Raw genomic sequence first — 19,596 nt, 5'->3', positions numbered from 1 at the left:
AGGTGCGATTTCCCCCTCCCTACGCTAACCTGCGGCCATGTTTTACGAGGTCGATTATGCACATTCATATTCTGGGTATCTGCGGCACTTTCATGGGTTCGATGGCGGTTTTGGCCAAAGAGCTCGGCCATCACGTGACCGGCTCCGATGCCAACGTCTACCCGCCGATGAGCACTCAGCTCGAGGCGCAGGGCATCGAGTTGACCCAGGGCTACGACCCGGCGCAACTGGACCCGGCCCCTGATCTGGTGGTCATCGGCAACGCCATGTCGCGAGGCAACCCGGCGGTCGAGTACGTGCTGAACAAAGGCCTGCCTTATGTCTCCGGCCCGCAATGGCTGGCCGACCACGTGCTGCAAGGTCGCTGGGTATTGGCGGTCGCCGGTACGCATGGCAAGACCACCACCAGCAGCATGCTCGCCTGGGTGCTGGAGCACGCGGGCATGAGCCCGGGCTTCCTGATCGGCGGTGTACCGCAGAATTTCTCGGTGTCGGCGCGCCTGGGCGACACGCCGTTTTTCGTGATCGAGGCCGATGAGTACGACAGCGCGTTCTTCGACAAGCGCTCCAAGTTCGTTCACTACCGTCCGCGCACGGCGATCCTCAACAACCTGGAGTTCGACCACGCCGATATCTTCCCGGATCTGCCGGCGATCGAGCGGCAGTTCCACCATCTGGTGCGGACCATCCCGAGCGAAGGCCTGGTGATTCATCCGACCACCGAACCGGCCTTGCTGCGCGTCATCGAGATGGGTTGCTGGACCCCGGTGCAAACCACGGGTGCGGGCGGGCAATGGCAGGTCAAACTGCTCAGCGACGATGGCTCGAAGTTCGAAGTGATGTTCGAAGGCGTCGCTCAAGGTGTGGTCGATTGGGACATGACCGGCCAGCATAACGTGGCCAACGCATTGGCCACCTTGGCCGCGGCGCGCCATGTTGGCGTGGTGCCGGCCATGGGCATCGCCGCATTGAGCGCCTTCAAGAGCGTGAAGCGAAGGATGGAAAAAGTCGCCGAGGTGCGTGGCATTACCATCTATGACGACTTCGCACACCATCCGACGGCCATTGCCACCACGCTCGACGGCCTGCGCAAGCGCATTGGCGATGCGCCGTTGATTGCGATCATCGAACCGCGCTCCAACTCCATGAAGCTTGGCGCGCACCGTGACGGTTTGCCGGAGAGCGTCGTCGATGCCGACCAGGTGATCTGGTACGCACCGGCCAATCTCGGCTGGGATCTGGCAGGCACCGCCGCGCTCTGCACGGTACCGTCGATAGTCAGCGACTCGCTGGAAGGCATCATCGAGCGGGTCAAGAGCCAGGCCCAGCCGGGCACCCACGTGGTGATCATGAGCAATGGCGGCTTCGGCGGCCTGCACGGCAAGCTGGCCGAGGCGCTTAAATGAGTAACGGCCCGGATCGCATCACGCTGGCGATGACTGGCGCTTCCGGCGCCCAGTACGGTTTGCGCCTGCTCGATTGCCTGGTGCGCGAAGAGCGCGAAGTGCACTTCCTGATTTCCAAGGCCGCACAACTGGTGATGGCCACCGAAACCGACGTCACGCTGCCGGCCAAGCCACAGGCGATGCAAGCCTTCCTCACTGAGTACACCGGTGCCGCCGCTGGACAGATCCGGGTCTACGGCAAGGAAGACTGGATGTCGCCGGTGGCCTCGGGCTCCGGCGCGCCGGCGGCGATGGTGGTGGTGCCATGCTCTACCGGGACCCTGTCGGCCATCGCGACGGGGGCTTGCAACAACCTGATCGAACGTGCCGCCGATGTCACGCTCAAGGAGCGCCGCCAGCTGATTCTGGTGCCCCGTGAAGCGCCGTACTCGAGCATTCACCTGGAGCACATGCTCAAGTTGTCGAACATGGGCGTGACGATTTTGCCGGCATCGCCGGGGTTCTATCATCAGCCACAAACCATCGACGACCTGATCGATTTCGTCGTGGCGCGCATCCTCAATCTGCTGAACATTCCTCAGGACATGCTGCCGCGTTGGGGCGAATACCATCTGAGCAGTGATGAATAAGTTGTGGGTGATTGTGCTGGCGCTACAGCTGGCGGGATGTGCCACGGCGCGTACGCTGGATGCGGCCAAGCCGGGGGCGCCAGTGGTGTACTCCGGGACGCGGCTTGATTTGTATGCGCTGAATGGCGGTTGTTGCGCGAAAGACCGTTTCGGCGCCGAGGCACCGAGCTATCCGGGCGTTGATTTGCCGGCCAGTGCGTTGCTTGACACGTTGCTGTTGCCGTTGTCGTTGCTGACGGTTATCGGGGTCAGCTTTCAGGCGACGGGTGGGTTGTAAAAAGACAAAAGATCGTCCGAACGCGGCCCGAACCTGCGGCAGCTCCTACATTGGGTAGGTGTACACCCTGTAGGAGCTGCCGCAGGCTGCGATCTTTTGATTTATTTGCCTAACTTCCTCAACTCATCCGACTCGACAATCCGCACGCCATCCTGCTCCTCCAGAGCAAGGCGCCACATCGCGCGGGCCAATTGGCAGGCTTCTATGCCTCGGTATTTGCCGGGAATCAGTTTCGACAAGGGGCCGGCGAACTGCTCGCCCAGGCGTGGCTCGGTACGTTCGCCCAGCAGCAACGACGGACGGCAGATGGTCAGCTGCGGCCAGTCCTGCGCGCGCAATGCATGTTCCATCTCGCCTTTGACCCGGTTGTAGAAAATCGAGGATCTGCGATCGGCCCCCAAGGCGCTGATCACGATCAGGTGCCGTGCGCCCATCTCCCGGGCACGTTTGGCGAAAGCCACCACCATGTCCAGGTCCACCGCGCGAAACGCCTGCTCCGAGCCGGCCTGCTTGATGGTGGTGCCCAGGCAGCAGTAGGCGATGTCGACGCGGCCGTTCAATTGCGGCAGAAACTCAGTGGGGTCGCCCACCGGGTTTTCCAGGTGGGGATGCTCGGCCAATGGCCGGCGCGAGGGGGCCAATACTCGCGATATCGTTGGCTCGTTGAGCAAGCGATCAAGTAGGTGTTCACCGGTCAAACCGGTGGCTCCGGCAAGCAACACGTGCTGAGGCGTCAAGTACATAGTGTTTCTCCCTTGATACTGTTCAGCTTAGTTGTTCTTTGCATCCTTGCTGTCAATGGAGACACTTTGCAGGGCTTTTCGTGCCTGCTGCTTACGTAACAGTTGCCAGTGGGAGAGCACGGTTTTAGGCGCCCAGATCTGCGGTTCGGAGGCTTCGAAATTGTCCGCCAGCTCGCGCTCGGCGACGGTGGCCTTGGCCAGTTTGAAGGCTTGCTCCAGATCATCGGTCTGGTTCAGCGCCCGGGCAAACAGGGCATCGCCGAAGTAGGTGAAGTTGGCTTCCTCGGAACAGCCAAAAGACACGCGGTCAGCTCGCGAGGCAGTCATGATCAGGGTGCGCTCGTCCTTCAGGGCGGGGATGAAGCCGCCGGAGTAGCAGGACGAAATCACGATGATCTTGTCGCGATTTTTCAGTGGCGCAAGGACGGCGGCAAGCTCGTCGGCCGGCAGGTCGGCCAGTTCCATGCGCGGCTGGTCGAGCACCAGTTCGTGCTCGCTGGTGCCGTGGCTGGTTAGATAGATGAAAATCAGGTCTTCCGGGCCACTGCGTTCGGCCAGCGTCAGGGCGGCGCGTCGCAGGTTTTCCCGGGTGGCCATCGGTCGGTCGCCAAGGTGGTCACGATGGTTCACCAGGCGGATCTGGCCATAGGCGCCGAAGCGGCTGGTGAGCATGTTCGCGACATAGTCGGATTCGCGCAGGAACACGCTCTGCTTGCCATCGCCACCAAGGGTCAGGGTGAACAGCTCCACCGCCGGGGTCGAGGCTGGAACGTTGGTGAACGCCTCCTCGAGCAAGCGCCCCTGGGCCAGCAAGCCAAGCTCGAGGGCGTCAGGCAGCAATTTGCCCTCGGCGTCGCGCACGCGCTGGCCGTTGATCCAGGTGCCACTGAGCACAGCGCCGTCGGTGAGGACCAGGGTGCCGCGCCCGGAGTAACTGTCATTGTCGAACTGGCCGACGTAAAAACTGCCGTCGGCCAGGTTCAAGCGGCCTTGGCCGGTGAAGCGCCAGTCGCTGAAGTGGCCGATGTAATGGCTGCCGTCGGCACCGATCAATTCGCCCTTGCCGTTGAGCGAGCCTTCCTTGAATTGACCCAGCCATACGTCGCCGTCGGCGTTTTCATAACGACCTTTGCCGTGCAATTGGTTGTTTTTGAACCCGCCGACATAGATGTCACCTTCAGCGCTGTTGAAGGTTCCGTTACCTTCCAGCTGACCGTCGACGAAGTGTCCGGTGAATTGATTGCCGCTGCCGTCGCTGCGTTGGCCTTCGCCGTGGGGCTTACCGTGAGCAAACTGGCCCTGATAGGCACTGCCATCTTCGAGTTCCAGGCGGCCGAGCCCTGAGTATTGATCGGCCTTGAACTCGCCGCGGTAGAGCATGCCGTGTTCTTTGAGGGTGCCTTCGCCGTCGCGTCGGCCAAGCTTGAAGCCGCCGTTGTAGCTGCCGCCGCTGGTGGTCAGGGTCCCCTGGCCATCGAACAGGCCTTGCTTGAACTGGCCGCGATAGACCTCGCCATTGCTGCCATGCCACTCCCCCTGGCCATGCCATTGGCCCTGGTCGAACTCGCCGGCGTACCAGCTGCCGTTCGGGTAGTCGATGCGGCCCTGGCCCTGCAGCAATCCGTTGACCAGGTCACCGCGATAGCGTCCACCGTCCGGCAGGCGGGCGTCGGCGGGCAATAGCGATTCGCCGTCGCCGCAAGCGGTGAGCATCAGGGTCAAGGCGAGGAGTGCAAATGGGCGCATAGCGGGTTCCGGGCAATTAGGCGACCGAGTATGCCGCAGCTATGTGTCCATATACAGCCGGTAGAAAAGCAGCAGGTGCGAAACAGCATGTGCTGCTTCGCATCCGGGCGGGCTTACACGAAGCAGAGCGACAGGGATTCGGCGACGTACGCCGGTTTGTCCATGCCTTCGATTTCCAGTGTGGCGATGGCCTTGAGCAGCAATTGGCCGGGTTTTTTCTCGGTGACTTCGGACAGTTCGACCTTGAGGCGCACCTTCGAGTCGACCTTGACCGGCTGAATGAACCGCACGCTGTCCAGGCCATAATTGACCACCATCTTCAAGCCTTCTGGCATGACAAGGATGTCTTCCATCAATTTTGGAATCAGTGACAACGACAGGAAACCGTGGGCAATGGTGCTGCCAAATGGCGTTTGCGCGGCTTTGACCGGGTCGACGTGGATGAACTGATAGTCCCCGGTGGCTTCGGCGAACAGGTTGATGCGTTCCTGATCGATGGTGAGCCATTCGGAACGTCCGAGTTCCTTGCCGACATAATCTTTGAGCTCTGCAACAGGTACAAAGGGCATTGAGACTCTCCTTGGGTTCATCGGTTTTATAGTTTTTAGGTGGGGGGATTTGACCTCCCGGATTACCACTTTAGATCAACATGGCAAAACGCCGCAGTCAACTGAACATGCTTATGGCGAATGCCGATCCATAGCGCAAGCGTGCTTATAATGCTTGGGCCAATGCGGGTGACGGATTTTGCGGGAGATCATTGATGTTGTTACGTGGCCTGACCTGGCTGGTGCTGTTCCAATTGCTCGGCACCGCGATCAACCATTTGTTTTTACCCTTCCTGCCGGGGCCGATTATCGGTCTGCTGCTGTTGCTGATATTTCTGATCGGTCGTGGTCAGGTCGGCGAGCCGCTGAACCTTGCAGCCAGCAGCCTGCTGCGCTACCTGCCGTTGCTGCTGGTGCCTCCGGCCGTGGGGGTGATGGTGTACGCCGCGGATATCGCTGCCGATTTCTGGGCCATTGTCGGCGCGCTGGTGTTGTCATTGTTGCTGTCGATGGCGTTCGCCGGCGTCCTCATGCAGCGCATGGTCAGGCGCCATGTTCACCCTGAGGACGGCCAATGATCCTTGACTGGCATGGCGCCTGGACGTCGGTGATTCATCATCCATTGTTCGGCATCGGCATCACGCTCGGTGCCTATCAGCTGGTGCTGGCGGCGTTCGAGAAAACCCGCTGGATCTTTTTGCAGCCAGTGCTGGTCTCCATGTTGCTGGTGATCGGTGTGCTGGTAGGCTGCGGCCTGACCTACGCCGAGTATCGCAAGAGCACCGAGATCCTCAGCATTCTGCTCGGCCCCGCGACGGTCGCGTTGGCCGTGCCGCTTTACCTGAATCTACGGCGGATTCGACAGTTGTTCTGGCCGATATTTACTACGCTGGTGATAGGCGGTGTGGTCGCCACGTGCATGGGGGTGCTGTTGGGCTGGTGGTTCGGGGCCGAACACATGATCCTGATGACCATGGCGCCGAAATCGGTGACATCGCCTATCGCCATGCTGGTGGCCGAGCAGATTGGCGGCGTCGCCGCGCTGGCGGCGGTGTTCGTGCTGATCACCGGGGTGATCGGGGCAATCTTCGGCCCGACTCTGTTGACTCGGCTCGGTGTCCACAGCCCCGAGGCCCGCGGCATGGCACTGGGCATGACCGCCCACGCGGTAGGCACTGCGGTGGCGATGCAGGAAAGTGACGAATGTGGCGCCTTCGCGGCGCTGGCGATGAGTTTGATGGGCGTGGCCACGGCGGTATTCCTGCCGTTGGCGGTGTCGATGGTGGTGTAAGGAATATGTCTATGAGTCTGCCGCTTTTTCCGCTGAACACGGTGCTGTTTCCTGGTTGCATCCTCGACCTGCAGATCTTCGAGGCGCGTTACCTGGACATGATCAGTCGCTGCATGAAACAGGGCGGCGGCTTCGGCGTGGTGTGCATCCTTGAGGGGAGTGAAGTCGGTATCGCGCCGCAGGGCTTTGCCTTGGTCGGTTGTGAAGCGCGTATCACCGATTTTCAGCAGCAGGACAACGGCCTGCTGGGGATTCGGGTTGAGGGCGGGCGACGGTTCAACGTGTTGACGACCGAAGTCCAGCGAGACCAGTTGATCCTCGCCGAGGTCGAATGGCTGGAGGACGAACCCGAGCAACCGCTGCAGGATGAAGACGCCGATCTGGTGGCTTTGCTCAAGGCCCTGGCCGAGCACCCGATGGTGGAGGCGTTGAACATGGGCACCGAAGCGGCTGGGCAGCAATCACTGGCCAATCAGTTGGCGTACCTGTTGCCGTTCGCTGAAGTGGACAAGATCGACCTGTTGCAACTCGATGATCCGCAGCAGCGGCTGGATGCGATTCAGGCGTTGCTCGATGAATTGCAGGGTGAGTTGTTTGCCTGAAATTCGCTCAGGTGACTTGGCTTGCCAGCGATGGCGGCCTTACAGCCGTCCTGGCTATGACGGATGTACTCGAATCAACTGTGGGAGCGGGCTTGCTCCGGGCGGCGTTCCGACGAAGGCGGCCTGACAGCCGACCTATTGTTTGTTGACTGAGTACATATCCATTCCTGCGGTAACGGCCACCTACGGTTTCGCCCTTACGGCGAGTCACTTGGAAGAGCCCTGTAGGAGCGAGCATGCTCGCGATAAACCTGAGAGCACCACGGGGAGTCAGGCTCCCCGCGTCATCGTTGACCTCCATCGCGAGCATGCTCGCTCCTACAGGGCCCGCCGCGATCGGCCATCCATGGCCGTGCGCGGCTAACCCGGCATCCATGCCGGGTTGCCCACTGCGCAGAACCTCCACTCGGCCTCTCGAGGGGGCAAGAAAATCAAAATCAAAATCAAAAGCCAAAGCCAAAGCCAAAGCCAAAGCCAAAGCCAAAGCAAGAGCGAGGCGGCCGACCGGCCGGCCTGATCTCGGGTGAACGCATGTCCCGTATTTGGCTAATACGCGTACCGCAACATCGTATGCGGCAAATGCCTTAATACGAAGAACCCGAACAATGCCACCAGCGACGGCAGCACCAGCCACCAGACTTTTGGCGGCATGGCGTTGAGCGAGGTCTGGCGCTGGCTGAGCCACAGGCTCGCCGCGCAGACGCACGACGCCAGCATTGCGCCCGCCAGCACGTCCGTCGGCCAGTGCGCGCCGAGGTATACCCGGGACAGGGAAATCGCCAGCGCCGGCAGGCACGCCACCAACAACCAGGTCAGGCGCATGCGCGGGGGTTGTCCGCGGCCGGCCAGTACGGCGAGGGTAAGGAATAGCGCGAACGACCCGGATGCGTGGCCACTGGGCATGCTGTAGCTGGTGAGCGGGTCGCTCAATACCTCCGGGCGCACGCGGGCAAAGAAGTGTTTGGTCAGAGTGTTGCCCAGCGCGGTGCAGAGCAGGGTGGTGGTGGCGAAGATCAGCTGCCGCCATTGCCGTGTAATCAGCAGCAGCACCACCAGCAAGGCGCTGAAGATCAGCATGTTGCGGAATTCGCCAATGAGGGTAAAGACCACCGCCACCTCATCGAGCATCGGGCTGCGGTGTTCCTGCACCAGGGTCATCAGCCCCTGGTCGAGTGCGTTCAGGTGCGGATAGCCGATAAACAGGCCTGCCAGGATCAGAAGGCTCATGCCGGCAATGAACACCGTGGCCTTGCGATGGCGGCGCAGGCTGCTGGTTGCGCTCAATCCGACCATGAGCGCAATGCTGCCGGCAACGATGCCGGCCTCAGGCCAGAAGCCTTCGGGCAGTGGCAGGCGAATCGCCGCGCCCGTGGCCCAGCCCGGTAGCAGGTACGCCACCGACCAACCCGCGCCGGCCAGCAGGCTGACCGCGAAGAATCGCGGGAATGGCATGTCGAACATCCCGGCGACCATCGGTAGCATGGGGCGCAAGGGGCCGATGAAGCGTCCGACCAGCAGGCTCGCGATGCCGTAACGCTGGAAATACGCCTCAGCACCGGCGATCCATTCCGGGTGATGACGCAAGCCTGGCAGGCGCCGGATGTTCTGATGGAAATGCCGGCCGAGGAAATACGAGACCACATCGCCAAGCACGCCGGCGAGAAATCCCAGCAGCAGCGTTTCACTCAACGACAGTGCGCCGCTGCCGGCCAGTACCGCCACGGCGAACAGCAACACCGTGCCAGGCACGATCAGACCGGCAATCGCCAGGCATTCCACAAAGGCCACGATGAATACCGCTGCCGCCAGCCATTGCGGGTTGACCGTCAACCAACCGGTCACGCTATCGAGCCATGGGCCCATAAAAACAACTCCATTGAATGTTCAAATGCCCCTTGTGGGAGCGAGCCTGCTCGCGAAAGCGGTGTGTCATTCAACATTAATGTTTGCTGACAGGGCCTCTTCGCGAGCAGGCTCGCTCCCACAGGGAATTCCTTCTGGTTCAAGTTCGGGCCAGGTCAGGACAATACAAAATAATCACGACCTTCGACCTGGCCCCGTCGCAGCGGGTTCCGCGTGCAATAAGCCGCATAGGCCGCGTCGACAAAGCGGTACATCAGGTGTTCGTCGCGCCCATGGGGAATGCCCAGGCGCGCGGCCTGGATAACATGGGAGGGCGTCTGGCCGACGTCTTCCACCAGCAGCACCTCATGGTCGAAGCGCTTGGCGTCCCAGACCGGCACCTTCAGGCCCAGGGACTTGCACAGCAGAGTTTGCCCCGCGCATAGTTTTTGCGACGGGCGAGGGCGGCCTTGGGCGTCGGGGTTGTTCAGCAGCATCTGCGCCAGGCTCGAAGGACCACTCAATTCATCGACCCAGGGGTAGGCGGACTTGATCAGCACCGCGTTACCCGGATCCTGGGCGCTGAAGTTCAGCGAGTCGCCGCCACGGGCGTAATACATATAGATGTGCCCGCCGTCCAGAAACAAAGCCTTACGCTTTTCTGTATAGCCGAGGGAGGCGTGGCTGCCTTTTTCTGCGCAATAGTAGGCTTCTGTCTCGATGATCCGGGCGCTGAGCCACAGATCGCCGACCCGATGACGGATGACTTTACCCAGCAATTCCCGGGCAAGAATTTGCGCATCGCGGTCGAAAAACGCGTCTGGGAGGCCCTTGGGCAGGCTCGCGGAAGGCGCACGAACAGTCAGGTTGGACATGATGGGCAGCGTATATCAAGGCTGAGTGAGTCGTGATGATAACAATTTGCAGCTTAATCCCGACTGAATGTCGGCAAATTGCCCTCGATTTCGACCATCCGCCCGTCACTGCTGTTAGTCGGCGGACACGACAGCTATAATCTGCCGCTTTACTCTTTACCAAGACCTATCAAAGACCACTCCAGACCATGACTGAGTCCGTTCTTGACTACATGACCCGTTTGGGTCGCGCTGCCCGCGAGGCTTCCCGCGTCATCGGCCGTGCCAGCACCGCGCAGAAAAACCGCGCGTTGCAGGCGGCTGCCAATGCGTTGGATGCTGCCCGCGGCGAATTGACCGCTGCCAATGAGCTGGACTTGGCGGCTGGCCGCGCCAATGGTCTGGAGCCGGCCCTGCTCGAGCGCCTGGCGCTGACCCCGGCGCGTATCGACGGCATGATCGTTGGCCTGCGTCAGGTCGCGGCGCTGCCCGACCCGGTCGGCGCGATCCGCGACATGAGTTATCGTCCGTCGGGTATCCAGGTGGGCAAGATGCGCGTGCCGCTGGGCGTGATCGGGATCATCTACGAGTCACGGCCGAATGTGACCATCGATGCGGCCAGCCTGTGCCTGAAGTCCGGCAACGCGACTATCCTGCGCGGCGGCTCCGAAGCCATTCATTCCAATCGTGCCATCGCCGCCTGCATCCAGCGCGGCCTGGCCGAGGCCGATCTGCCGGCCGCCGTGGTGCAAGTGGTCGAAACCACCGATCGCGCTGCCGTCGGCGCACTGATCAGCATGCCTGAATATGTCGACGTCATCGTGCCCCGTGGTGGCCGTGGCCTGATCGAGCGCGTCAGTCGTGACGCCCGGGTACCGGTGATCAAGCATCTGGACGGTATCTGCCACGTTTACGTGAGCGAGCATGCCGACCTGGCGAAAGCCCAGCGCATCGCGTTCAACGCCAAGACCTACCGCTATGGCATCTGCGGTGCGATGGAAACGCTGCTGGTCGATCAAACCGTTGCCAAAGATTTCCTGCCAGCGATGGCGGCCCAGTTCCGCGAAAAAGGCGTCGAACTGCGCGGCTGCGAACGCACCCGGGCAATCATCGATGCCGTGCCGGCCACGCAAGAGGACTGGAGCACCGAGTATCTGGCGCCCATCCTGTCGATCCGCGTGGTCGACGGGCTTGACCAGGCCATCGAGCACATCAACCATTACGGCTCCCATCACACCGATTCGATTGTCAGCGAACACCAGGGCGACACCCGGCGTTTCGTGGCTGAAGTCGATTCTTCGTCGGTGATGATCAACACCCCGACCTGCTTCGCCGATGGCTTCGAATACGGATTGGGTGCCGAGATTGGCATTTCTACTGATAAGCTGCACGCCCGTGGACCGGTCGGTCTCGAAGGTTTGACCTGCGAGAAGTACGTGGTGGTCGGTGATGGCCAGCTGCGCGGACAGGAGCCGGTCTGACTTGGGCGACCTCGACCCGTCAGCCCCGGTAACCGCCAGCGCGCCTTCACCTCGACGCATCGGCGTACTGGGCGGGACCTTCGACCCGGTGCATGTGGGCCATTTGCGTGGTGCGCTGGAAGTCGCCGAATCGCTGGCGCTCGATGAGCTGCGCCTGACGCCCAGTGCCAGGCCACCCCATCGGGGTACGCCGCAGGTGTCGGCGAAGGACCGGCTGGCGATGGTCGAGTGCGCGGTGGCCGGAGTGGCGCCGTTGGTGGTGGACGACCGCGAATTGCAGCGGGACAAACCGTCCTACACCATTGATACCCTGGAACTGATGCGCGCCGAACTGGCCGCGGATGACCAGGTTTTTCTGCTTTTGGGCTGGGACGCATTTTGCGGCCTGCCCACTTGGCACCGCTGGGAAGAGTTGCTCCAGCATTGCCATATCCTGGTGTTGCAACGCCCGGATGCCGACAGCGAACCGCCGGATGCCTTGCGCAACCTGCTGGCAGCGCGCTCGGTGAGCGACCCGCTGGCCCTCAAGGGGTCGAGCGGACAGATTGCATTCGTCTGGCAGACGCCGCTCGCGGTATCCGCCACCCAGATCCGTCAACTGCTGGCCAGCGGTAAGTCGGTACGTTTCCTGGTGCCCGACGCGGTCCTGGCCTACATCGATGCGCACGGACTTTACCGTGCGTCGAACTGAATAGGAGTGCCTCAAGGCACGTGGCAACAACGTGTATTGAAGCGCCCGAACAAACGAGCAAAACGAGTTTTATATGACGAACAACGAAGTAAACAAAGTTAAGCGCAAAGGCACATTCAAGAGTGCCCCGCTGCCTGAGAAGGTCCTGGCTGCCGAGCCGCCTAAAGGCGACGAACTGGTCAAGATCGCCGTAGCCGCCCTGGAAGACGTCAAGGCCCAGGACGTGCTGGTCATCGATGTTCGCGACAAGCAGAGCATCACCGACTACATGATCATCGCCACGGGTACCTCCAACCGCCAGATCGGCGCGATGCTGGACAAGGTCCGCGAAGCAGTCAAGGCCCTGGGCATCAAGCCGCTGGGTGAAGAAGGCAAGGGCGACAGCGACTGGGTACTGCTGGACATGGACGACGTGATCGTCCACATGATGACCTCCAATGCCCGCCAGTTCTACGACCTGGAGCGCTTGTGGAAAGGTGCCGAGCAGAGCCGTGCCGCTGATGGCAAACACCACAGCCCTGAAGTCGGTCATGAGCATTTCACCAAGCTCAACAAAGACCAGGAATAAGGAACGGCTGTGCGACTGCGACTGATCGCCGTCGGTTCACGCATGCCCAAGTGGGTGGAAGAAGGCTGGCATGAATATGCCAAGCGTCTTCCGTCCGAACTGGCGCTGGAACTGGTGGAAATACCGCTCAATACCCGTGGCAAGAACGCCGACGTGGCGCGCTTCATCCGTCAGGAAGGCGAAGCCATGCTGGCCAAGGTCGGGCCGAACGAGCGCGTTGTCACCCTCGAAGTCCACGGCAAGCCCTGGAGTACCGAGCAACTGGCGGTCGAGCTCGATCGCTGGCGGCTGGACTCGCGCACAGTGAATTTCATGGTCGGCGGCCCCGAAGGGCTGGCACCGGAAGTCTGCGCCCGTGCCGATCAGCGCTGGTCGCTATCACCGCTGACGTTGCCGCACCCGCTGGTGCGAATCCTCATCGGCGAGCAGCTGTATCGTGCCTGGACAGTCTTGTCCGGCCACCCTTACCACAAGTAGTTCTGCCCTCATGTCCCAACCGATCCGCATCAAGGACCACGAAAAAGACGCCCGTCTGGTGCGTGGCCGCGTCGTGTTCGGGGCCATTGCAGTGGTGGTGCTGATTGGTGTGCTGATCGCGCGTCTGTATTTCCTGCAGGTCATCCAGTACGAATACCACTCGACCCTGTCGGAAAACAACCGCGTTCATGTGCAGCCGATTCCGCCGACTCGCGGATTGATTTTCGACCGCAACGGCGTGGTGATTGCCGACAACCGGCCCAGCTTCAGCCTGAGCATGACTCGCGAGCGCTCTGGCGATTGGCAGCAAGCGCTCGATGTGATCGTCGAGGTGCTGGAGCTGACGCCCGAGGACCGGGTGATTTTCGAGAAACGCATGCGTCAGGGGCGACGGCCGTTCGAGCCGGTGCCGATCCTGTTTGAATTGACCGAAGAGCAGATCGCCCGTATTGCCGTGAACCAGTTCCGCCTGCCCGGGGTGGAAGTGGTCGCGCAGCTGGTCCGTCACTATCCGCAGGGCGCGCACTTTGCGCACTCGGTGGGTTACATGGGGCGGATCAACGAGAAAGAGCTCAAGTCTCTGGATCCGGTGAGTTACAGCGGCACCCATCAAATTGGCAAAACCGGCATCGAGCGCTTCTACGAGCCGGAGCTGCACGGTCAGGTGGGTTACGAGGAAGTCGAGACCAACGCTCGGGGCCGTGTATTGCGGGTACTCAAGCGTACTGAACCGATTTCCGGCAAGGACATCGTCCTGAGCCTGGATATCAAATTGCAGGAAGCTGCTGAAGCCGCGCTCGGTGGTCGTCGTGGTGCGGTGGTGGCCCTGGACCCGAAAACCGGCGAGGTCCTGGCGATGGTCAGTCAGCCGAGCTTCGATCCGAACCTGTTCGTGACCGGGATCAGTTCAAAGGCCTATTCCGAACTGCGCGACTCCATTGACCGGCCCCTGTTCAACCGCGTGCTGCGCGGTCTGTACCCGCCAGGCTCGACCATCAAGCCGGCGGTGGCGATTGCCGGTCTGGATGCGGGCGTGGTGACTGCCTCGTCCCGGGTGTTCGACCCTGGCTACTACATGCTGCCCAACTATGATCACAAGTACCGCAACTGGAACCGTACCGGTGACGGCTTCGTCGATCTCGACACGGCGATCATGCGCTCCAACGACACCTACTTCTATGACCTGGCCCACAAGCTGGGGATCGATCGGTTGTCGGCGTACATGAGCAAGTTCGGCATTGGCCAGAAGGTCTCCCTGGACATGTTCGAAGAATCGCCGGGGCTGATGCCGACCCGGGAATGGAAGCGTGCGACCCGTCGGCAGGCATGGTACCCGGGTGAAACACTGATTCTGGGGATCGGGCAGGGCTACATGCAGTCGACGCCATTGCAACTGGCCCAGGCAACGGCACTGGTGGCCAACAAAGGCGTCTGGAACCGTCCGCACCTGGCCAAGACCATCGAAGGCGAAAAGCCAGTGGATGAGAACCCGATGCCGGACATCATCCTGCGCGATCCGTCGGACTGGACGCGGGTCAACCATGGCATGCAGCAGGTCATGCACGGTGCCCGAGGCACCGCGCGCAAGGCTTCGATCGGCGCGCAGTACCGGATTGCCGGCAAAAGTGGTACAGCCCAGGTGGTTGCGATCAAGCAAGGCGAGAAGTACGACCGATCCAAGGTGCAGGAGCGTCATCGAGACCACGCCCTGTTCGTTGGCTTCGCGCCGGCCGACGATCCGAAGATCGTGGTGTCGGTAATGGTCGAGAACGGTGAATCCGGCTCGGGCGTGGCCGCGCCGGTGGTGCGTCAAATCATGGACGCCTGGCTGCTGGATCAGAGTGGTCATCTCAAGGCCGAATACGCCAGCCCTAACACCGCAGAGGCTACCGCCCGTGATGAATAATTTCGATCGCATGCTCTCCAGCGAGGATGTGATGCGCCGCCGTGCCACGCTGTTGCAGCGCTTGCACATCGATGGACCGTTGTTGATCCTGCTGCTGACACTCGCCGCCGGCAGCCTGTTCGTGTTGTATTCGGCCAGTGGCAAAAGCTGGGATCTGCTGGCCAAGCAAGCCACTTCGTTCGGTATCGGCCTGGTGTCGATGATCGTCATCGCCCAGTTCGAGCCGCGTTTCATGGCGCGCTGGGTGCCGCTGGGGTATGTGGTCGGGGTGATGCTGCTGCTGGTGGTGGACATCATGGGGCATAACGCCATGGGTGCCACACGCTGGATCAACATTCCCGGGGTCGTCCGCTTCCAGCCTTCGGAGTTCATGAAGATCCTCATGCCGGCGACCATCGCCTGGTACCTGTCCAAGCGCACGCTGCCGCCGCAGCTCAAGCACGTGGGTGTCAGTCTGATGCTGATTGGCGTGCCGTTCATTCTGATCGTGCGCCAGCCCGATCTCGGCACGTCGCTGCTGATTCTGGCGGGCGGCGCCTTCGTACTGTTCATGGGTGGCCTGCGCTGGCGCTGGATTCTCAGTGTGCTGGCGGCCGCCGTGCCCGTGGCTATCGCCATGTGGTTCTTCATCATGCACGACTACCAGAAGCAGCGAATCCTGACGTTCCTCGATCCAGAGAGCGATCCACTGGGTACCGGCTGGAACATCATTCAGTCCAAGGCCGCGATCGGTTCCGGCGGCGTGTTCGGCAAGGGCTGGTTGCTGGGCACCCAGTCCCACCTGGATTTCCTGCCGGAAAGCCACACCGACTTCATTATCGCGGTGCTGGGGGAAGAGTTCGGCCTGGTGGGCATTTGTGCGCTGCTGCTGATCTACCTACTGTTGATCGGTCGTGGGCTGGTGATTACCGCTCAGGCGCAGACATTGTTCGGCAAGCTGCTGGCGGGCGCCTTGACCATGACGTTTTTTGTGTATGTTTTCGTCAACATCGGTATGGTCAGCGGCCTGTTGCCGGTGGTGGGGGTGCCGTTGCCGTTCATTAGCTACGGAGGAACTTCGCTGGTGACGCTGCTGTCAGCGTTTGGGGTTTTGATGTCGATCCATACCCATCGCAAGTGGATCGCGCAGGTTTGAATAAGGTGAAGAGTTCAATGCAAGTAATGCGTGGCTGGGCGACTCGATTCGCGCCATGGGTCGGCCTGGTAAGCATCCTTGGTACTGCGCAGTATGCGTTGGCCGGCGATTACGAAGGCTCGCCCCAAGTGGCCGAGTTCGTCGGCGAAATGACCCGCGACTATGGCTTCGCCGGTGAGCAGCTGATGGGCGTGTTCCGCGAGGCGCAGCGCAAGCAATCGATCCTGGATGCCATTTCGAAACCCGCCGAGCGGGTCAAGCAATGGAACGAATACCGGCCGATGTTCATCACCGATGCGCGAATTGCCCGTGGCGTCGACTTCTGGCGTCAGCATGAGGCCGTGCTGGCCCGTGCCGAGCAGGAATACGGCGTCCCGGCGCAGGTGATTGTCTCGATTATCGGCGTTGAAACCTTTTTTGGCCGTAATACCGGCAATTTTCGGGTAATTGACGCCTTGTCGACCCTCGGTTTCGACTATCCTCCCCGTGCCGAATTTTTCCGCAAGGAATTGCGTGAGTTCCTGCTGCTGGCCCGGGAAGAGCAGGTCGATCCGCTGACCCTCAAGGGTTCCTACGCCGGCGCCATGGGCTTGCCGCAGTTCATGCCCAGCAGCTTTCGCGCCTACGCGGTGGACTTCGACGGTGACGGCCACATCAATATCTGGAACAACCCGGACGATGCCATCGGCAGCGTCGCCAGCTATTTCAAACGACACGGCTGGGTCGCCGGCGAGCCGGTGGTCAGCCGCGCCGATGTGCGCGGCGAACAGGTGGACGAAGGTTTGACCACCGGGATCGAGCCGACTAAAACCGTTGGAGAGTTGCGGGCCCTGGGCTGGTCAAGTCATGATGCGCTGCGCGATGATATGCCGGTTACCGCATTCCGCCTGGAAGGCGACAATGGCCCGGAATACTGGATGGGCCTGAAGAATTTTTACGCGATTACGCGTTATAACCGCAGCGTGATGTACGCCATGGCCGTACATCAACTGTCTGAACAGCTGGTCCAAGCACGGGGCGTCAAGTAATGCGGGCATTGCCTATGAATAAACCCCTGAAGCTGATGGCATTTGCCGCGTTGGCAGTGCTGGTCGCCAGTTGTTCAACCAGCCGCGCGCCAGCGCAGAAGACTTCCACCGCCGTGCGCTCGACGCCGGGGCTGGACATCAACCGCGCGCACAAGGATGGCGCGCCGTGGTGGGACGTTGATGTATCGCGCATCCCGGACGCCACGCCGACCCTGCACACCGGCCCGTACAAGGCCGCCCCTTACTCGGTACTGGGCAAAAGCTATTTTCCGTTGCAAGAGTCCAAGACCTACGTGCAGTCGGGCACGGCGTCCTGGTACGGCACCAAGTTCCATGGCCAGAACACCGCCAACGGTGAAGTCTATGACTTGTATGGTATGAGTGCTGCGCACAAGACCTTGCCGCTGCCGAGTTACGTCCGGGTGACCAACCTGGACAACAACAAGACTGTGATCCTGCGGGTCAATGACCGCGGTCCGTTCTATTCGGACCGGATCATCGACCTGTCGTACGCGGCCGCCAAGAAGCTCGGCTACGCCGAAACCGGCACCGCGCGGGTCAAGGTCGAAGGCATCGACCCGCAGCAATGGTGGGCCGCCAAAGGCCGTCCGGCGCCATTGATGCTCAATGAGCCGAAAGTCGCGCAGAATAGCGCCCCGGTGCTAACGGCCTCGGCCGGCACCGTCGAGCAATGGACGCCACCGCCGCAGCAACATGCCGCCCCCGTTATCCCGGTACAACTGGATGCAAAAAAAAACGCTTCTGCACCAGCCTCTGGCCAGTATCTGCAGGTGGGCGCGTTCGCCAACCCGGACGCTGCCGAACTGCTGAGGTCCAAGCTCAGCGGGATGGTGAGCGCTCCGGTGTTCATCAGCTCGATCGTGCGCAATCAGCAGACCCTGCATCGGGTGCGCCTGGGGCCGATCGGTTCGCCGGGTGAAATCCAGCAAGTACAGAACAGTGTGCGCCTGGCCAACCTCGGTTCGCCGAGCGTCGTGACTGAGTAAGCCACTGAGTAATACGTAGAACTTGATTGACGGTTCATCTGCGGTTTTGGGGGGTGGACCAGGTTGTTGGCTCTTTGAAGAACAAAAGCCCGGCAAGGGTTACAGAGTGAGCAGCTGAACACGCGATGACTCGTTAGAGAGTCATCTGATTAGTTTTGCCCTTGGGCAGTTTCCATTAGCGATTTCGAGAGACGGATGAACATCACCACCTTTGCCAAACGCCTGTGCCTTCTAGTCCCGCTGCTCCTCTCGCCTGCCGCATTCGCGGTCGAGATGATGCCGTCGCCACCGCAACTGGCCGCCAAGGCCTACGTGCTCATGGACGCCAGCAGCGGCAACGTGCTGGTCGAAAACAATGGTGACCAGCGTCTGCCGCCAGCCAGCCTGACCAAGCTGATGACCGCGTACATCGCGACCCTCGAAATCCGTCGCGGCCAGATCGGTGAAAACGATCCGGTGACCGTCAGCGAAAACGCCTGGCGTACCGGCGGTTCGCGGATGTTCATCAAGGTCGGCTCGCAAGTGACCGTCAGCGACCTGCTGCACGGCATCATCATCCAGTCGGGTAACGACGCCAGCGTTGCACTGTCCGAGCACATCGCCGGCAGCGAAGACGCGTTCGCCGACATGATGAACAAGACCGTGGCTGACCTGGGCATGACCAACAGCCACTTCATGAACCCGACCGGCCTGCCGAACCCTGAGCACTACTCTTCGGCCCACGACATGGCTGTGCTGGCTCGCGCGATCATCCACGAAGACCCGGCTCACTACGCGATCTACTCGCAGAAAGAGTTCTTCTGGAACGGCATCAAGCAACCGAACCGCAACCTGCTGCTGTGGCGCGACAAGACCGTCGATGGCCTGAAAACCGGTCACACCGACGAAGCCGGCTACTGCATGGTGTCTTCGGCCGTACGTGACGGCATGCGCCTGATCGCCGTGGTGTTCGGCACCAACAGCGAAGTGGCTCGCGCTGCCGAGACCCAGAAACTGCTGACCTACGGTTTCCGTTTCTTCGAAACCCAGACCTTCTACCAGAAAGGTGCCGAGCTGGCTCAGGCGCCTGTCTGGAAAGGCTCCACCAATCAAGTCAAGGCCGGCCTGGCTGAAGACCTGACCATGACCCTGCCAAAAGGCCAGCTGAAAAAGCTCGCTGCCAGCATGACCATGAACCCGCAACTGATCGCGCCAATCGCCAAGGGCGACGTGATCGGTAAAGTCGAAGTCAAACTGGAAGACAAGGTGGTGCACAGCGCCGACCTGATCGCTCTGGATGGCGTCGAAGAGGGTGGTATCTTCCGTCGCATGTGGGATAGCATCCGTCTATTCTTCTACGGCTTGTTCAACTGATAGTGTGCTCCT

Annotated in this window: 20 protein-coding genes; 15 read left to right on the top strand and 5 right to left on the bottom strand. The window is 61.1% G+C overall.

The window, feature by feature from the left end:
- The first annotated feature begins 56 nt into the window (after window positions 1-56).
- Genes mpl through ACA054_RS28575 form a run of 3 tightly spaced genes read left to right on the top strand, consistent with a single transcriptional unit; the run spans window position 57 to window position 2,312 of the window.
- Window positions 57-1,406, top strand: coding sequence for a UDP-N-acetylmuramate:L-alanyl-gamma-D-glutamyl-meso-diaminopimelate ligase (gene mpl / locus ACA054_RS28585; RefSeq protein WP_497687174.1), 1,350 nt, complete (start codon window positions 57-59; stop codon window positions 1,404-1,406).
- Complete coding sequence (gene ubiX, locus ACA054_RS28580) at window positions 1,403-2,035, top strand: flavin prenyltransferase UbiX (protein WP_497687173.1); 633 nt, start codon at window positions 1,403-1,405, stop codon at window positions 2,033-2,035. Before mpl ends, ubiX begins: the two co-directional genes overlap by 4 nt.
- Entirely contained in the window at window positions 2,028-2,312 is a 285-nt protein-coding gene (locus tag ACA054_RS28575; RefSeq protein ID WP_497687172.1) for a YceK/YidQ family lipoprotein, read from the top strand. The genes ubiX and ACA054_RS28575 overlap by 8 nt, the downstream gene beginning before the upstream one ends.
- Before the next feature lie 101 nt (window positions 2,313-2,413).
- Here ACA054_RS28575 and ACA054_RS28570 read toward each other — a convergent pair whose 3' ends face one another.
- From ACA054_RS28570 to ACA054_RS28560, 3 genes are all read right to left on the bottom strand, one after another.
- Entirely contained in the window at window positions 2,414-3,055 is a 642-nt protein-coding gene (locus tag ACA054_RS28570) for an oxidoreductase (RefSeq protein ID WP_497687171.1), read from the bottom strand.
- A gap of 27 nt (window positions 3,056-3,082) precedes the next feature.
- A complete protein-coding gene (locus ACA054_RS28565; protein WP_497687170.1) occupies window positions 3,083-4,801 on the bottom strand; it encodes a C13 family peptidase in 1,719 nt (572 codons plus the stop codon).
- Window positions 4,802-4,914: 113 nt separating this feature from the next.
- The gene (locus ACA054_RS28560) at window positions 4,915-5,370 is read right to left on the bottom strand and encodes a MaoC family dehydratase (protein WP_497687169.1); all 456 of its coding nucleotides are present in this window, start codon (window positions 5,368-5,370) and stop codon (window positions 4,915-4,917) included.
- A gap of 194 nt (window positions 5,371-5,564) precedes the next feature.
- Here ACA054_RS28560 and ACA054_RS28555 point away from each other — a divergent pair, with 194 nt between their 5' ends.
- Genes ACA054_RS28555 through ACA054_RS28545 form a run of 3 tightly spaced genes read left to right on the top strand, consistent with a single transcriptional unit; the run spans window position 5,565 to window position 7,242 of the window.
- Window positions 5,565-5,927 (top strand): CidA/LrgA family protein, encoded by a 363-nt coding sequence (locus ACA054_RS28555; protein WP_497687168.1) that lies wholly within the window; start codon window positions 5,565-5,567, stop codon window positions 5,925-5,927.
- Window positions 5,924-6,640 (top strand): LrgB family protein, encoded by a 717-nt coding sequence (locus ACA054_RS28550; RefSeq protein WP_497687167.1) that lies wholly within the window; start codon window positions 5,924-5,926, stop codon window positions 6,638-6,640. The genes ACA054_RS28555 and ACA054_RS28550 overlap by 4 nt, the downstream gene beginning before the upstream one ends.
- An 11-nt stretch (window positions 6,641-6,651) precedes the next feature.
- Window positions 6,652-7,242: an LON peptidase substrate-binding domain-containing protein gene (locus tag ACA054_RS28545; protein WP_497687166.1), complete on the top strand. Its 591-nt coding sequence runs from the start codon at window positions 6,652-6,654 to the stop codon at window positions 7,240-7,242.
- Window positions 7,243-7,788: 546 nt separating this feature from the next.
- On the opposite strand, the gene ACA054_RS28540 is transcribed toward ACA054_RS28545, so the two are convergent.
- Both ACA054_RS28540 and ACA054_RS28535 read right to left on the bottom strand, forming a co-directional pair.
- Window positions 7,789-9,105: a bifunctional DedA family/phosphatase PAP2 family protein gene (locus ACA054_RS28540; protein ID WP_497687165.1), complete on the bottom strand. Its 1,317-nt coding sequence runs from the start codon at window positions 9,103-9,105 to the stop codon at window positions 7,789-7,791.
- 155 nt (window positions 9,106-9,260) lie between these two features.
- A complete protein-coding gene (locus tag ACA054_RS28535; RefSeq protein ID WP_497687164.1) occupies window positions 9,261-9,959 on the bottom strand; it encodes a DNA-3-methyladenine glycosylase in 699 nt (232 codons plus the stop codon).
- Between the two features lie 188 nt (window positions 9,960-10,147).
- Here ACA054_RS28535 and ACA054_RS28530 point away from each other — a divergent pair, with 188 nt between their 5' ends.
- The 9 genes from ACA054_RS28530 (at window position 10,148) to ACA054_RS28490 (ending at window position 19,584) form a co-directional block, all read left to right on the top strand.
- On the top strand, window positions 10,148-11,419 hold the full coding sequence (locus ACA054_RS28530; protein WP_497687163.1) for a glutamate-5-semialdehyde dehydrogenase: 1,272 nt from the start codon (window positions 10,148-10,150) through the stop codon (window positions 11,417-11,419).
- Window positions 11,388-12,110 carry a nicotinate-nucleotide adenylyltransferase gene (nadD, locus tag ACA054_RS28525; RefSeq protein WP_497687162.1) on the top strand — a complete coding sequence of 241 codons (723 nt, stop codon included), beginning with the start codon at window positions 11,388-11,390 and terminating at the stop codon, window positions 12,108-12,110. The genes ACA054_RS28530 and nadD overlap by 32 nt, the downstream gene beginning before the upstream one ends.
- 73 nt (window positions 12,111-12,183) lie before the next feature.
- The gene (gene rsfS, locus ACA054_RS28520) at window positions 12,184-12,678 is read left to right on the top strand and encodes a ribosome silencing factor (protein WP_497687161.1); all 495 of its coding nucleotides are present in this window, start codon (window positions 12,184-12,186) and stop codon (window positions 12,676-12,678) included.
- A 9-nt stretch (window positions 12,679-12,687) separates the two neighbouring features.
- Entirely contained in the window at window positions 12,688-13,155 is a 468-nt protein-coding gene (rlmH, locus tag ACA054_RS28515; RefSeq protein ID WP_007937439.1) for a 23S rRNA (pseudouridine(1915)-N(3))-methyltransferase RlmH, read from the top strand.
- Window positions 13,156-13,165: 10 nt separating this feature from the next.
- Window positions 13,166-15,061: a penicillin-binding protein 2 gene (mrdA, locus tag ACA054_RS28510; protein ID WP_497687160.1), complete on the top strand. Its 1,896-nt coding sequence runs from the start codon at window positions 13,166-13,168 to the stop codon at window positions 15,059-15,061.
- 31 nt (window positions 15,062-15,092) lie between these two features.
- On the top strand, window positions 15,093-16,196 hold the full coding sequence (gene rodA, locus ACA054_RS28505) for a rod shape-determining protein RodA (protein ID WP_050511646.1): 1,104 nt from the start codon (window positions 15,093-15,095) through the stop codon (window positions 16,194-16,196).
- A 17-nt stretch (window positions 16,197-16,213) separates the two neighbouring features.
- The gene (gene mltB / locus ACA054_RS28500; RefSeq protein WP_497687159.1) at window positions 16,214-17,224 is read left to right on the top strand and encodes a lytic murein transglycosylase B; all 1,011 of its coding nucleotides are present in this window, start codon (window positions 16,214-16,216) and stop codon (window positions 17,222-17,224) included.
- The gene (locus ACA054_RS28495; RefSeq protein ID WP_497687158.1) at window positions 17,224-18,231 is read left to right on the top strand and encodes a septal ring lytic transglycosylase RlpA family protein; all 1,008 of its coding nucleotides are present in this window, start codon (window positions 17,224-17,226) and stop codon (window positions 18,229-18,231) included. The genes mltB and ACA054_RS28495 overlap by 1 nt, the downstream gene beginning before the upstream one ends.
- Before the next feature lie 195 nt (window positions 18,232-18,426).
- The gene (locus tag ACA054_RS28490) at window positions 18,427-19,584 is read left to right on the top strand and encodes a D-alanyl-D-alanine carboxypeptidase family protein (RefSeq protein ID WP_497687157.1); all 1,158 of its coding nucleotides are present in this window, start codon (window positions 18,427-18,429) and stop codon (window positions 19,582-19,584) included.
- Window positions 19,585-19,596 lie beyond the last annotated feature (12 nt).

It is taken from the genome of Pseudomonas sp. LBUM1653 (assembly GCF_059716115.1).
The sequence above is the reverse complement of the archived record's forward strand: the minus strand, read 5'-3'. Positions and strand labels throughout refer to the sequence as shown.